Here is a 13,575-nt window from a genome sequence, read left to right on the forward strand (position 1 = left end):
TAAGAGCCGGGTGTGGCGTGGGGCTGTCGCGCAGGAGCGCGGCTGCACAGCGAAAGCGGCCCGGCGACGCGGCAGGCCTCCCACGATTTTGGCACGCGCCCCCAAAACGCAACACGCCGCCTCACAGGACGGCGCGTTGGGGCGTGCGAGGCGAGGCTGATCAGCCGTGGCTGTGTTCGGCCGGCGCGGGCGCACCGCCTTCCAGCTGGTCGAGGAAGTCCACCGCGCGGCGCAGATGCGGGATGACGATCGAGCCGCCCACCACCAGGCCCACCGAGAAGGTTTCGAAGAACTCTTCGCGGGTGACACCGGCCTCCTTGCACTGCGCAACGTGGTAACTGATGCAGTCGTCGCAGCGCAGCACCATGGAGGCGACCAGGCCCAGCAGCTCCTTGGTCTTCACGTCCAGCGCGCCGGCCTGGTAGGTCTGGGTATCCAGCGCAAAGAAGCGCCGCACGACCTGATTCGGCTCGGCCAGGATGCGCTGGTTCATGCGCTGGCGGAAGTCGGTGAACTCGCGCAGGCGATCGGCGCTGCCGTCGTCGGAACCACTCATGCCTGACCGCCTGCGGCGGCGAACAGCGGTTCGAGCTTGCCGGCGCGGTGCATGGCCATCATGTCGTCATAGCCGCCCACATGGATGTCGCCGACAAAGATCTGCGGCACGCTCGTGCGCTTGGCCAGGGCGACCATCTTGTCGCGCTCGGCCGGGTCCAGGTCGATCCGCACCTCGGTCCAGGTCTGGCCCTTGCTCTTGAGGAAGTTCTTGGCCGCCACGCAGTACGGGCAAATTGCGGTGGAATACAGGGTGATCTGCGGACCGGTGGCCGCCTGCTGCCCGGTGTGGTCTTGGCTCACGGGAAACTCCGTGGTTGGGTCTGTGGTCTGACATATGGTAACGGGCGACTGGAATTTCGAGGTCGTCACCGCAACACTGTGGATTAACTGCCGATTCACGCCAACGCGCCGCGCTGCCCGCATGCTCCGCGCACCACCTGGGAGTTCCTCTTGCGCCTGCTACTGCTTGCCACCGCCCTCACGCTGGCCGTCGCCATGGGCGTGGCGCCCGCGCAGGAGAATCGCCTGCCCGACATCGGCTCGTCGGCCGGCGAGCTGCTGACCCCGGCACGGCAGGCCGAGTACGGCAAGATGATGCTGGCCGAGCTGCGCAACTACGACTACGTACTGGACGACCCGCTGGTCACCGACTGGCTGCAGACCATGGGCACGCGGCTGGGCGCCAACAGCGACCAGCCGCAGCAGCCGTTTACGTTTTTCATGCTGCGCGACCGCCAGATCAACGCCTTCGCCACGCTGGGCGGCTATATCGCCGTCAATGCCGGCCTGGTGCTGACGGCCGAGCGCGAGGACGAAGTGGCGGCGGTGCTGTCGCATGAAATCGCCCACGTCACCCAGCAGCACGTGCTGCGCGGGGTGGAACGCGCCCAGCGCGACCAGATCCCGATCCTGCTTGGCATGCTGGCCGTCGTGGTGGCTGCGCAACAGGCCGGTGGAAATTCCAGCGGCGACGCCACCATGGCCACGATCACCAGTGCCATGGGGCTGATGCAGCAGCGCCAGATCGACTACACCCGCTCCAACGAGTCCGAGGCCGACCGGCTGGGCATCCGCACGCTGGTGCGCAGCGGCTACGACGTGGACGCGATGGCCGGCTTTTTCGAGCGCATGTCGGTGGCGATGCGCGCCAACGAGGGCGGCTACAGCGCGCCGGACTTCCTGCAGACCCACCCGGTGACCACCACCCGCATCAGCGAGGCGAAGGCGCGCGCGGAGCAGATGAAAAAGAACACCGTGGTGCTGACCACCTCGGTGCCGGGCGGCACGCGCCAGGAGCGCGTGGACCCGTCCGACCCATCGCTGTCCGAGCCGCTGAGCCGCAACGGCAACGCGTTGCTGCCGTATGCGTTGCGCCTGCCGGTGGATGCATTGAGCCGCAGCAGCGACCAGCAGGGCTTCGACTGGGCCAAGGAGCGCCTGCGCGTGCTCAGCGCCAGCACGCCCGATAGCGCCATTCGCGAATACGAGAACCTGCGCCGCAGCGCAAAGCAAGGACTCACCGACGCGCAGCGCTACGGGCTGGCGCTGGCGCGGCTGCGCAACAGTGGCAGCCGCCCGGCCGAGCCGGTGGCCGAACTGACCAGCCTGCTTGAGGCGCATCCGGACAACCTGTGGCTGGCGCTGGGCCTGAGCGAGGCACAGGCACGTGTGGGCCCGCGCGAACAGGCCAACGCGCGCTTCGATGCGCTGCTGAAGCGGCTGCCTAACAATCGCGCAGTGGCGTTGACCTACGCCGGCGCGCTCAACGAGCAGGCCAGCAAGGAGGCCGGCCAGCGCGCGCGTCAGGTGCTGGAGCCGCTGCTGTACCGGAGTGGCGAGGATCCGCTGCTGCAGCAGACCTATGCGCGCGCCTGCGAACTGTCCGGCGACCAGGTGCGCGCCAGCGAGGCCTATGCGGAGTCGGCCTACCTCAATGGGCGCGCGGAACAGGCGCTGATCCAGCTGGAAGCGCTGAAAAAGAAGGATCTCGATTATGTGACACGGGCCCGCGTGGATGCGCGCATTGCCGCGATTACGCCCACCGTGCTGGAGCTGCGTCGGCAGGGAATTCGCGACCCGGACCTGTCACAGCGCTAGGGGTGTCACATGAGAGTCACAAAACCGTAGTCTACTGGCGACCATCCGAAGCCAGACGGTAAGCCCCGCGTGCAGAAACGCATCCTGATCGTCGATGACGAACCCGCAATCCGCGACATGGTCGCGTTCGCACTGCGCAAAGGCGAGTTCGAGCCCATCCACGCCGGTGACGCCCGCGAGGCGCAGACCGCCATCGCCGACCGCGTTCCCGATCTCATCCTGCTCGACTGGATGCTGCCCGGCACCAGCGGCCTGGACCTGGCGCGGCGCTGGCGCAAGGAATCGCTGACCCGCGAGATCCCGATCATCATGCTGACCGCGCGCGGCGAAGAGAACGATCGCGTCGGCGGCCTGGAGGCCGGCGTCGACGATTACGTGGTCAAGCCGTTCTCGGCCCGCGAATTGCTGGCACGCATCCGTGCGGTCATGCGGCGCACCCGTGAGGACGACGAAGACGGCAGCGTGGCCGTGGGCCGCCTGCGCATCGACGGTGCCGCGCACCGCGTGTTCGCCGGCGATGCCCCGGTGCCGATCGGCCCGACCGAATACCGGCTGCTGCACTTCTTCATGACCCATCCTGAGCGCGTCTACACCCGCACGCAGCTGCTGGACCATGTGTGGGGCGGCAGTGTGTATGTGGAAGAGCGCACGATCGATGTGCACATCCGCCGCCTGCGCAAGACGCTGGAACCGTTCGGCCTGGAAAACATGGTGCAGACCGTGCGTGGATCGGGCTACCGTTTCTCCTCGGCCACCTGATGCCGGCCGCGCAGGCCGGCCCGGTCGCATGCCTACCTGACGCTCCGTGGTAACGCCTTCCATGCCCCAACATATCCGTTCCGCCTGGCTGAAGACGCTCGGCACCCTTGCGCTGTTGCTGGGCGCTGCCGTGCTGGCCGGGGTGCTGATCGGGCATGTCTGGATGGCGCTGACGCTTACCGCGCTGAGCGTGCTGGCCTGGCACTACTGGCGGTTGCGCCAGGTGCTGCGCCGCCTGACCGCGCGCCAGCGTGCCGAACCGGCCGCCGGTGTGGGCGCCTGGAACGAACTCGACCGGCTGCTGTATCGCAGCCAGGCCGAAATGCGCGCACGCAAGCGTCGCCTGATCGACATGTTGCGCACCTACCGCGCCGCCGCGCAGGCATTGCCCGATGCGGTGGTGGTGGTGGACCGCAACAGCCAGCGGGTGCAGTGGTTCAACAAGGCCGCCGCCGGCCTGCTCGGCCTGCATCATCCCGGCGATATGGGCGTGTCGGTGGTGGAGCGCCTGCAGCCGTTGCCATTGGCGCACTGGCTGGCAGCCGGGCGCAATGCCGAGCCGATGCTCGATGCCGCCTCGCCGGTGGACCCGGACCTGCGCCTCAATCTGCGGCTGATCCCGTATTCGGACGACTACTGGCTGCTGGTGGCGCGCGACGTCAGCAAGCTGCTGCGGCTGGAACAGGTGCGCCGCGACTTCGTCGCCAACGTCTCGCATGAACTGCGTACCCCGCTCACCGTGGTGCACGGCTATCTGGACATGCTCGACCCGGAAGACTTTCCGGATTCGGGCCCGATGCTGGCGGAGATGCGCAAGCAATCGCAGCGCATGGCGCAGCTGGTGGAAGACCTGCTGACGCTATCGCGCCTGGAATCGCAGGAAGAGCTCGGCGAGGAACACGTGGCGATGGCACCGATGCTGTCCACGCTGCGCCGCGAAGCCGAAGCGCACAGCCAGGGCCGCCACACCGTGGAAGTGTTCGACGAAGCCGGCGTGGATCTGCTCGGTTCCAATAAGGAACTGCACAGCGCGTTTTCCAATCTGGTGACCAACGCGGTGCGCTATACGCCCGGCGGTGGCACGGTGACGATTCGCTTCGTGCGCGAAGGCGATGGCGCGGCACTGGCAGTGCGCGACACCGGCTACGGCATTCCCGCCTCGCACCTGCCGCGCATCACCGAACGTTTCTATCGTGTCTCCAGCAGCCGCTCGCGCGAGAGCGGCGGCACCGGGCTGGGTCTGTCGATCGTCAAACACATTCTGGGCCTGCACCAGGCGCGCCTGGAGATCGAAAGCGAAGTGGGACGCGGCAGCGAATTCTCGTGCCATTTCGGTGCGGCACGTGTTGTGCAACGCGAACAGTCCCTGCCCTTGTCACGCTCGGCGTGATATGAAGGATGCGCGCGCCACGGCGCTGCGCACTGCAACGACGCAGCGCTGTGTGTGGCGCATGTTGCGCATGGCGCGCACCGCATCGCCGCCGCCTGCCTTACCTTGATGACCGCCTCGAAGACCGACTCCATGGGCCACGCCAAGCACTCTAAAGACCCCGCACCTTCCGAGGACATCGGCAGCGATCCGCTGCGCGACCCGGCGCTGTATCTCAACCGGGAACTGTCGCAGCTGGATTTCAATTTCCGCGTGCTGGCGCAGGCGCTGGACGAACAGGTTCCGCTATTGGAGCGGCTGCGGTTCCTGTGCATTTCCTGCACCAACCTAGACGAGTTCTTCGAGATCCGCGCAGCCACCGTGCGGCATGCGCAAGAGTTCGGCCTGCCGCCCGCACCCGATGGCATGAGCCCCACCGCCATCCTCAACGCGGTGCACGACCGCGCCGCCAAGCTGGTGGATCAGCAGTACCACGTGTGGAACGACGTGCTGCGCCCGGCGATGGAACAGGCCGGCGTAGCGGTGCTGAGCCGCACCACCTGGAATTCGCGCCAGAAACGCTGGCTGCGCGCCTACTTCCGCAACGAGATCATGCCGGTGCTGTCGCCGCTGGGCCTGGACCCGGCACATCCGTTCCCGAAGATCCTCAACAAGACCTTGAACATCGTGGTGGTGCTCGAAGGCCAGGACGCGTTCGGGCGCGCCGGCCATCTGGCGATCGTGCGCGCGCCGCGCTCGCTGCCGCGCATCATCCAGCTGCCGGCCAGCCTGTCGCCGGACGGCGAGCAGAGCTTCGTGTTCCTGTCCTCGGTGCTGTCGGAGTTCGTGGATGAACTGTTCCCCGGCATGCAGGTCAAGGGCTCCTACCAATTCCGCGTCACCCGCAATTCCGAGCTGGTGGTAGACGAAGAAGAAGTGGAAAACCTGGCGCTGGCGTTGCGCGACGAACTGGTCACGCGCGGCTACCGGCCGGCGGTGCGGCTGGAGATTGCGCACGATTGCCCGCCGGCGATCATGCGCACCCTGCTGCAGAATTTCGGCCTCAACGAAAACGCGGTGTATCGCATTGCCGGTCCAGTGAACCTGAGCCGCGTGACCCAGGTCTACGACCTGGTGCAACGGCCCGAGCTCAAGTACCCGGCGTTCAATCCGCGCACCCTGCGCGACAACGTGGGCATCTTCGAGATCGTCAACAAGGGCGATGTGCTGCTGCATCACCCCTTCGATGCGTTCACTGCGGTGCTGGACGTGATCCGCCAGGCGGCGGTCGACCCGAACGTGCTGGCGATCAAGCAGACGCTGTACCGCACCGGCAAGGATTCGCTGATTGTCGATGCGTTGATCCTGGCCGCGCGCAACGGCAAGGACGTCACCGTGGTGGTGGAGCTGCGCGCGCGCTTCGACGAAGAAGCCAATCTGGGCCTGGCCGACAAGTTGCAGGAAGCCGGCGTGCAGGTGGTCTACGGCGTGGTCGGTTACAAGACCCACGCCAAGATGTTGCTGATCGTGCGCCGCGAAGGACGCAAGCTCAAACGCTACGTGCATCTGGGCACCGGCAACTACCACAGCGGCACCGCGCGCCTGTACACCGACCTGAGCCTGATCACCGCCGATGTGGAGATCGGCAACGATGTGCACATGCTGTTCCAGCAGCTCTCCGGCCTGGCGCCGCGCATGAAGCTGGAACAGCTGCTGCAATCGCCCTTCACCCTGCATACCGGCGTGCTGCAGCGGATCGAACGCGAGACGCGGCTGGCGCGCAACGGCCGGCCCGGGCGCATCATCGCCAAGATGAACGCACTCAACGAACCGCAAGTGGTGCGCGCGTTGTATACGGCCTCCCAGGCGGGCGTGCAGATCGACCTGATCGTGCGTGGCGCCTGCACCTTGCGCCCAGGCGTGCCGGGCGTGTCGGACAACATCCGCGTGCGCTCGATCGTGGGGCGTTTTCTGGAACATAGCCGCGTGTACTGGTTCGGCAATGACGGCGCAGCCGAGTTGTATTGCGCCAGCGCCGACTGGCTGGAGCGCAATCTGCTGCGCCGGGTGGAGACCTGCTTCCCGATCCTGGACCCGGACCTGGCCAAGCGCGTGTACCGCGAAGTGCTGCAGAACTATCTGGACGACAACGTCAACGCGTGGGAACTGGATGCCGAAGGCATCTATCACAAGCGCACGCCCGGGCCTGGCGAGCCGGCGCATTCGGCCCAGATGACCTTGCTCGATCGGGTCTGAGGCCAGACGGGCCGCCGCCTCTCACGGGGCTGGCGGCCCATCGGCTACCATGCGGCCATGCCAATGCCCTCCCCCACGATCCCGCCCCTGCGCGATGGCGATTTTCTTGCCGCCATCGACTTAGGATCCAACAGTTTCCACATGGTCATTGCGCGCTACCTGATGGGTCAGTTGCGCGTTGTCGACCGCCTGCGCGAAACCGTGCGCATGGCCGACGGCCTGGATGGCAAGGGCGGCATTTCCAACGAGGCGCGCCAGCGCGCGCTCGAGTGCCTAGCACGCTTCGGCCAACGCATCCGCGAGGTGCCATCGCTGCGCGTGCGCGCGCTGGCCACCAACACCGTGCGCCAGCTGCGCTCGCCGCAGGCGTTCCTGATGCCGGCCGAAACTGCGCTTGGCCATGCTATCGAAGTGGTCAGCGGGCGCGAGGAAGCGCGCTTGATCTATCTGGGCGTGGCGCATGCGCAACCACCCAAGCCCGATCAACGCCGGCTGGTGATCGACATCGGCGGTGGCTCCACGGAGTTCATCATCGGCCGCGGCTTCCAGACCCTGGAACGCGAAAGCCTGCAGGCCGGCTGTATTGCCAGTACGCGGCGGTTCTTTCCCGGCGGCAAGCTCTCCAAGAAAAAGTGGAAAGACGCGCTGACCGAGATCGGCGCCGAGTTCCAGCAGTTTGCCGGCCAGTACAAGGCGCTGGGCTGGCATGAAGCGATTGGCTCGTCCGGCACGCACAAGGCCATCGGCGAGATGTGCGCGGCGATGAAGCTCACCAAGGGCGCGATCACCGCCGAGGCGCTGCCAGCGCTGCGCGATGAGCTGCTCAAGGCCAAGCGCATCGAAGACATCCAACTGCCCGGCCTGGCGGCCGAGCGGCGGCCGATCATCGCTGGCGGCATTCTGGTGCTCGAAGCGGCCTTCCAGGCGCTGGGCTTGGAGAAGCTGATGGTCAGCAAGGCGGCGATGCGCGAAGGCATCCTGTACGACATGCTCGGCCGCGGCGGCGAGAACGACCCGCGCGACAGTTCGGTGGCGTCGTTGGTGCAGCGCTATGGCATCGACGAGGCGCAGGCACAGCGCGTGGAAGCCACCGCGTGCCGCCTGTTCGACCAGGTCTGCGAATCCTGGCAGCTCGATGGCGACGACGCGCAGGTGCTGCGCCGCGCCGCACGCCTGCACGAACTGGGCCTGATGATCGCGCACAGCCAGTACCACGTGCACGGCAGCTACATCCTGGAACACTCGGATATCGCCGGGTTCTCGCGGCAGGAACAGCAGGTGCTGGCCGCGCTGGTGCGCACGCATCGCCGCAATGTGCCCAAGACTGCCTTCGACGCATTGCCCGACCGCTTGCTGCTGCCAACGCGGCGCAAGGCCGCGCTGCTGCGGTTGGCCGTGCTGCTGCACCGCGCCCATGAAACCGATCCGATCCCGACCCTGGAACTCACTGCCGACGACAACCGGCTGTCGCTGATCCTGTCGCAGGCCTGGATCGATTCGCGCCCGTTGCTGCGCGCCGACCTGATCGGCGAAGTGGAAGGGATGGCGGGTCTGGGCATCATGTTCCGGCCGTTTGTTACGTAGGCCAGCGGCCGTTGGCCTCTGGCGGGAATGGGGAATGGGGAATGGGGAATGGGGAATTGTCGGCTGTGGGACGCCGGGCGTTCCCATCGCAGTTGCGTTAAGCGCCACAGCCCCACGCTTTTTACGATTCCCGATTCCCGATTCCCCACTCCCGATTCCCACCCCTCTGTCACCCCCGCGACTTCTTCGCGCAATACCGCTGCCATCGCGTTCCCGGAAGCTAGATCAAACGGGAGAACGACCATGCGCTACGCGATCGTTACCGAAACCTATCCACCCGAAGTCAACGGCGTTGCGCTCACCGTGCATGGCCTGGAAACCGGTCTGCGTGCGCGCGGCCACCAGGTCGATGTGGTGCGCCCGCGGCAAGCGGCCGACAATGCACCGGCCGACACCGTGCTGGTGCGTGGCGCGTCGCTGCCACGCTACCCCGGGCTGAAGTTCGGGCTGCCGGCCACCCGGCGGCTCACCCGACATTGGGCAACCACGCAACCGGATGCGATCTACGTGGCCACGGAAGGCCCGTTGGGATGGTCGGCCATGCGCGCGGCGCGGCGGCTTGGCATTCCGGTCGCCACCGGCTTCCACACCCGCTTCGACGAATACCTGCCCGACTACGGCGCTGCCTGGCTGCAAGGCACTGCGCTGCGCTGGATGCGGCGCTTCCACAACCAGGCCGAAGCCACGCTGGTTCCCACCCGCGAGCTGCAGCAGTTCCTGCGCGGCAGCGGTTTCGAGCGGGTGCAGTTGCTGGCGCGTGCGGTGGACAGCCTGCAGTTCGATCCGTCCCGCCGCGACCCCGCGTTGCGCGCCGAATGGGGGATCGAAGGCGAAGGCTTTGCGGCGATCTACGTAGGCCGGATTGCCAACGAGAAAAACCTGCCACTGGCGATCCGCGCGTTTCGCAAGCTGCAGCAGCTCCGCCCCAAGGCGCGCTTTGTGTGGGTGGGCGATGGCCCGGCGCGCGAAAAGATCGCTCACGAGAATCCGGACTTCATTTTTTGCGGCATCCAGCGCGGCGACGCGCTGGCGCGGCACTTCGCCAGCGGCGATCTGTTCCTGTTTCCCAGCCGCAGCGAGACCTTCGGCAACGTCACCCTGGAAGCGATGGCCAGCGGCGTGGCGACGGTGGCCTTCGATTACGGTGCGGCGCGCGAATACCTGCGCAATGGCCAGACCGGCGCTGCAGTGGAGGACGACGCTGCATTCGTGCAGGCCGCACTGACACTGACCGAAAACGACGACGTGCGCCAACGCATGGGCCATGCCGCCGCACAGGCGATGAAGAAACTGCATCCGGACAACGTGGTGTCCGATTTCGAAGCACTGCTGCTGGGGATCACGGCGGCACGGGGGCGGTATGTCGTCGACGCGGCTTGAACTCCTGCACGGTCACGAAGCGCGCTGGTGCCGGCGGGCCAACCACTGGTGCCGCCGGCACCCGGTGCGGCGCAGCTTCGCGGCGATCAGCCGGCTGGGCGACGGGGTGTTCTGGTACAGCCTGATGGGCCTGCTGGTGCTGCTGGACGGAATGGACGGCGTGCGCGCCTCCGCGCACATGGCCGCCACCGGCGTGCTGGCGCTGACCCTCTACAAGACTCTCAAACGCTGGACGCGCCGGCCGCGTCCGTATGCGGCGGATGTGCGCATCCGCGCCTGGGTGGCGCCTCTGGATGAATTCAGCTTTCCCTCCGGACACACCCTGCACGCGGTGTCCTTCAGCATCGTCGCGCTGGCCTATTACCCCTGGCTGGCCCCGCTGCTGGTGCCGTTTTCTGCGGGCGTGGCGCTCTCGCGTGTGGTGCTGGGGCTGCACTATCCCAGCGACGTACTCGCCGCCACCGCGATCGGCATTGCGCTGGCCAGTCTCTCGTTGTGGTGGTTGCCGGTTCCTGCCTTGTTCGTCTGATGCGCGCCTTCCCGATCAGGGAACACCACACCATATGCAAGCATCGTCAGACCCGCAGCCAGCGATGCGTGAGGCGCTGATGCATCCGGGACGCTCCCGTACAATGGCGCGATGACGACCCTGTTCATCTCCGACCTGCATCTGGACCCGGCCCGGCCGGCGATCACCGAGCTGTTCCTGGATTTCCTGCGCACGCAGGTACCCGGCAGCGACGCGCTCTACATCCTTGGCGATCTGTTCGAGGCATGGATCGGCGACGACACCCCGTCAACCGCTGCGGATGCGGTGGCCGAGGCCTTGCACGCGGTGGCCGCCACCGGTGTGCCGGTGTTCTTCATGCCCGGCAATCGCGACTTCCTGGTCGGTGCCGCCTACGCCCAGCGCGCCGGCTTCCGCATCCTGCCCGACCCCACCGTCATCGATCTGTACGGGCAGCCGACGCTGCTGATGCACGGCGACCTGCTGTGCACCGACGACACCGCTTACCAGGCCTTCCGCGCGCAGACGCGCGACCCGGCTTTCCAGGCACAGTTCCTGTCGCAGCCGCTGGCCGCACGCGTGGCGTTCGCACAGCAGGCACGCGCCGCCAGCCAGGCGCGCCAGTCAGAGCTCAAGCAAGGCGACCAGGCACAGTTCGAAACCGTCACCGACGTGGCGCCGGCCGAGGTGGACACCACCTTCGTGCGCTACGGCCTGGACCGCATCATCCACGGCCACACCCACCGCCCGGCCATCCACACCGTGCAGGCCGGTGGCCGCACCTGCACACGCGTGGTGCTGGGCGATTGGTACGAACAAGGCTCGGTGTTGCGCGTGGACGCCGACGGCTTGGTGCTGGAACAGCTGGCGCTGTGATCTAGCGCGTCCCGTGCGACGGCGCAGGCATGGCGCGGTGGCGCGGTGCCTGCACGCTGCGCAGTGCGCTTCAATACGTCTGCGCTGCTGCTCGGCGCTGCATCACTGCGTGCTGCGCTGATGCTCGGCGTAGTCGACAAAATCCCCGTTGACCACGTCGTACCAGAGCAAGCGGCCATCGGCCTGCACGCGGAAGCGGTCGCGCACCGGACTGGTCTGCGGATCGCCCGGGCAGCCATCGCCGTGGCGTTCGTGCACGGCGAATTCAAAGGCATCCGATACAGGCGCGTCTTCTTCCTGCTCGGTCATGATGCTGATGCAGTCATCGGGATAAAAACGGTCGCGCTGCAGTTGTGTTTGCAGGCGTTGCAGCGCGCGTTCTTCCGCTGCGTTGCCCGCGCTGGCCGCGGCTGCGGGGGTGGTGACTGCAGGTTTGGCCGGGGATGCGGCAGGCTCGGCAGGTTGCTGACGACAGCCGGCAACCGCCAGCACGGCCAGGCACAACACGCTGCAGGTCAGGGACTTGGACATGATCGCTCCGCTGGACATCACATGGCCGGCAACCACCGGCGGTGTGCCTAGTCTGCGCGATCGGCGTGCGCGGATATAGCGGCACTGCCCGGCACGCGTGGTGCCGGGCAGGCTGGGCAGTGATCAGCGGAACGCGGCGATGTTGGCCTTGGTGTTGACCAGCACACGTTGGTTGTCCGCGGTGCTGGCGTTGCCCATGGGCACGCCGTTGTAGCTGATGTTGGGATTGGACCAGTAGTTCAGTCGCGGGCAACCGCTGGGGCAGGCGTAGGCCATGATGGTGCGCCAGCTGTTGCCGTAGCGGTAGCCGTGGCCATACGCAAACGGCGAGGTGCTCGGGTCGGTGGCCGCATCGTGACGTGCACTCTGCAGGTGGCCGATTTCATGCGCAAAACTGTAGTAGCCGGTGGCGCAGTCCCAGTACACCGATGCAAACGCCGTGGCCGCGGTGGAGCCGATACCCGACGCCAGGCCGCAGTAGCTGCTGTTGTTCAACACGATCACGCCCACATCGGCGGTGTAGGTGTTGCGGCTGGTGTGGATGCTGTCCATGTAGCCGTCGTTGGTGACTCGGAAGCGCTGCAGATCGGTGGTGAAGTTACCGGTTTCCGCATAGCTGGTGGTCTCATAGCGCGCCAGCTGCAAGGTGATGCCCACATTGCTGTTGACGTAGCCCTGGTTGGCCTCGGCGACCGCCAGTTGCACCAGCGACTGCATGTTGCCGCCGTACGCAGTCACCGCCTGGTTGGTGGCCACCACCAGCACGCGGATGGTGGCCGGGCTGCCGGACGAAGCCTGCGCAGCGGTCACGCGGCCGTCGTTGGGCATGTCGAACTTGGGCAGCAAGCTGTATTCGGCCGGATGCTCCTGCGGCATGCGCTGCTCGTCCACCTGCACCAGCACATGGCGGCCATCGGCAAGCGGCCGCAGGCGATAGAGCTTGCCGGCGTAGCGGATGGTGCCGGTGACGGTGTCGCCGCTCCGCACCAGGATCGCCGAGTTGAGCGGGTCCACGCCGGACAAGGTGCGTGCACGGGTGCCGGCACGCGGGCCGAGATTGCCGTACCAGATGCTGTCGCCACCTTCCAACGCGTCGACCTTGGCCTGGGTGGCGGTGATGGTCTGGCCATCCAGCTGCAGCTCGAGCAGTTTTTCCGCCGGCGCCACCGCGCCCGCATCGATCTGCACCACCTGTGCGTTTGCGGTGGATGGCGAGCTCAGTACGCGCTGTAACGAGGGTTCTGCCGTGGCGGTGGCTGCAGCGCTGCGGCTCAATGCCGGGCCGGTCTGGTACAGCGGCTTGCCTGCTGCTGCCGCCGAGCCAGCCAGACACATGGCGATCAGACCGACCGTGGTGCACATCGACTTCGACTTCATCGTCTCTCTCTCCTAGACATGGAAGCAACGGGATGTGAAACACCGGGCCCCTGTCCCCGGGACGCCATTAGGGCGCGCCGATCAGGATGGAATGCAAGTTGTTACAACAGAAAATTACCGTTCTGTGATGTTTGACGTCGACTGGATGCGATTCCAGCACCGGTGTGGCGCGACGGAGTGCACATTCCAGTGGTAGGCGATGTCTTCCATTGGGTCTCGACCAGGCGTTGCGAGGTTGGCGGATGACTGCGCTTGGGCCTTGATGAGGCCTGGCTTTCGG

At 66.5% G+C, this 13,575-nt stretch carries 12 protein-coding genes; 8 read left to right on the forward strand and 4 right to left on the reverse strand.

Translation table 11 applies throughout. The features are described from left to right. Positions 1-160 precede the first annotated feature (160 nt). Positions 161-556, reverse strand: coding sequence for a carboxymuconolactone decarboxylase family protein (locus ACCQ09_RS16570; RefSeq protein ID WP_011036180.1), 396 nt, complete (start codon positions 554-556; stop codon positions 161-163). Beyond that, complete coding sequence (gene grxC, locus ACCQ09_RS16575; RefSeq protein WP_014506861.1) at positions 553-858, reverse strand: glutaredoxin 3; 306 nt, start codon at positions 856-858, stop codon at positions 553-555. The genes ACCQ09_RS16570 and grxC overlap by 4 nt, the downstream gene beginning before the upstream one ends. 150 nt (positions 859-1,008) lie before the next feature. Between grxC and ACCQ09_RS16580 the strand changes: the two genes are divergently transcribed. The 8 genes from ACCQ09_RS16580 to lpxH all read left to right on the forward strand — a co-directional run bounded on the left by ACCQ09_RS16580 (position 1,009) and on the right by lpxH (position 11,387). After that, complete coding sequence (locus ACCQ09_RS16580) at positions 1,009-2,655, forward strand: M48 family metalloprotease (protein ID WP_040941690.1); 1,647 nt, start codon at positions 1,009-1,011, stop codon at positions 2,653-2,655. A gap of 69 nt (positions 2,656-2,724) precedes the next feature. Further along, positions 2,725-3,414, forward strand: coding sequence for a phosphate regulon transcriptional regulator PhoB (gene phoB / locus ACCQ09_RS16585; RefSeq protein WP_011036177.1), 690 nt, complete (start codon positions 2,725-2,727; stop codon positions 3,412-3,414). Positions 3,415-3,475: 61 nt separating this feature from the next. Further along, positions 3,476-4,804, forward strand: coding sequence for a phosphate regulon sensor histidine kinase PhoR (phoR, locus tag ACCQ09_RS16590; RefSeq protein ID WP_016944810.1), 1,329 nt, complete (start codon positions 3,476-3,478; stop codon positions 4,802-4,804). 132 nt (positions 4,805-4,936) lie between these two features. Next, complete coding sequence (ppk1, locus tag ACCQ09_RS16595) at positions 4,937-7,039, forward strand: polyphosphate kinase 1 (RefSeq protein ID WP_011036175.1); 2,103 nt, start codon at positions 4,937-4,939, stop codon at positions 7,037-7,039. 63 nt (positions 7,040-7,102) lie between these two features. Continuing rightward, a complete protein-coding gene (ppx, locus tag ACCQ09_RS16600) occupies positions 7,103-8,623 on the forward strand; it encodes an exopolyphosphatase (RefSeq protein ID WP_016944807.1) in 1,521 nt (506 codons plus the stop codon). A 243-nt stretch (positions 8,624-8,866) separates the two neighbouring features. Next, positions 8,867-10,003, forward strand: a complete 1,137-nt coding sequence (locus ACCQ09_RS16605; protein WP_014506855.1) for a glycosyltransferase family 4 protein — start codon at positions 8,867-8,869, stop codon at positions 10,001-10,003. After that, positions 9,984-10,532, forward strand: a complete 549-nt coding sequence (locus ACCQ09_RS16610) for a phosphatase PAP2 family protein (RefSeq protein WP_011036172.1) — start codon at positions 9,984-9,986, stop codon at positions 10,530-10,532. The genes ACCQ09_RS16605 and ACCQ09_RS16610 overlap by 20 nt, the downstream gene beginning before the upstream one ends. A gap of 111 nt (positions 10,533-10,643) precedes the next feature. After that, positions 10,644-11,387: a UDP-2,3-diacylglucosamine diphosphatase gene (lpxH, locus tag ACCQ09_RS16615; RefSeq protein ID WP_050911675.1), complete on the forward strand. Its 744-nt coding sequence runs from the start codon at positions 10,644-10,646 to the stop codon at positions 11,385-11,387. A gap of 102 nt (positions 11,388-11,489) precedes the next feature. Here lpxH and ACCQ09_RS16620 read toward each other — a convergent pair whose 3' ends face one another. Continuing rightward, entirely contained in the window at positions 11,490-11,918 is a 429-nt protein-coding gene (locus tag ACCQ09_RS16620) for a hypothetical protein (protein ID WP_011036170.1), read from the reverse strand. A 123-nt stretch (positions 11,919-12,041) separates the two neighbouring features. Next, positions 12,042-13,295, reverse strand: a complete 1,254-nt coding sequence (locus ACCQ09_RS16625) for a zinc-dependent metalloprotease (protein WP_011036169.1) — start codon at positions 13,293-13,295, stop codon at positions 12,042-12,044. Positions 13,296-13,575: the final 280 nt, after the last annotated feature.

It is taken from the genome of Xanthomonas sp. NCPPB 2586 (assembly GCF_041475775.2).
Taxonomy (GTDB): Bacteria; Pseudomonadota; Gammaproteobacteria; order Xanthomonadales; family Xanthomonadaceae; genus Xanthomonas; species Xanthomonas campestris.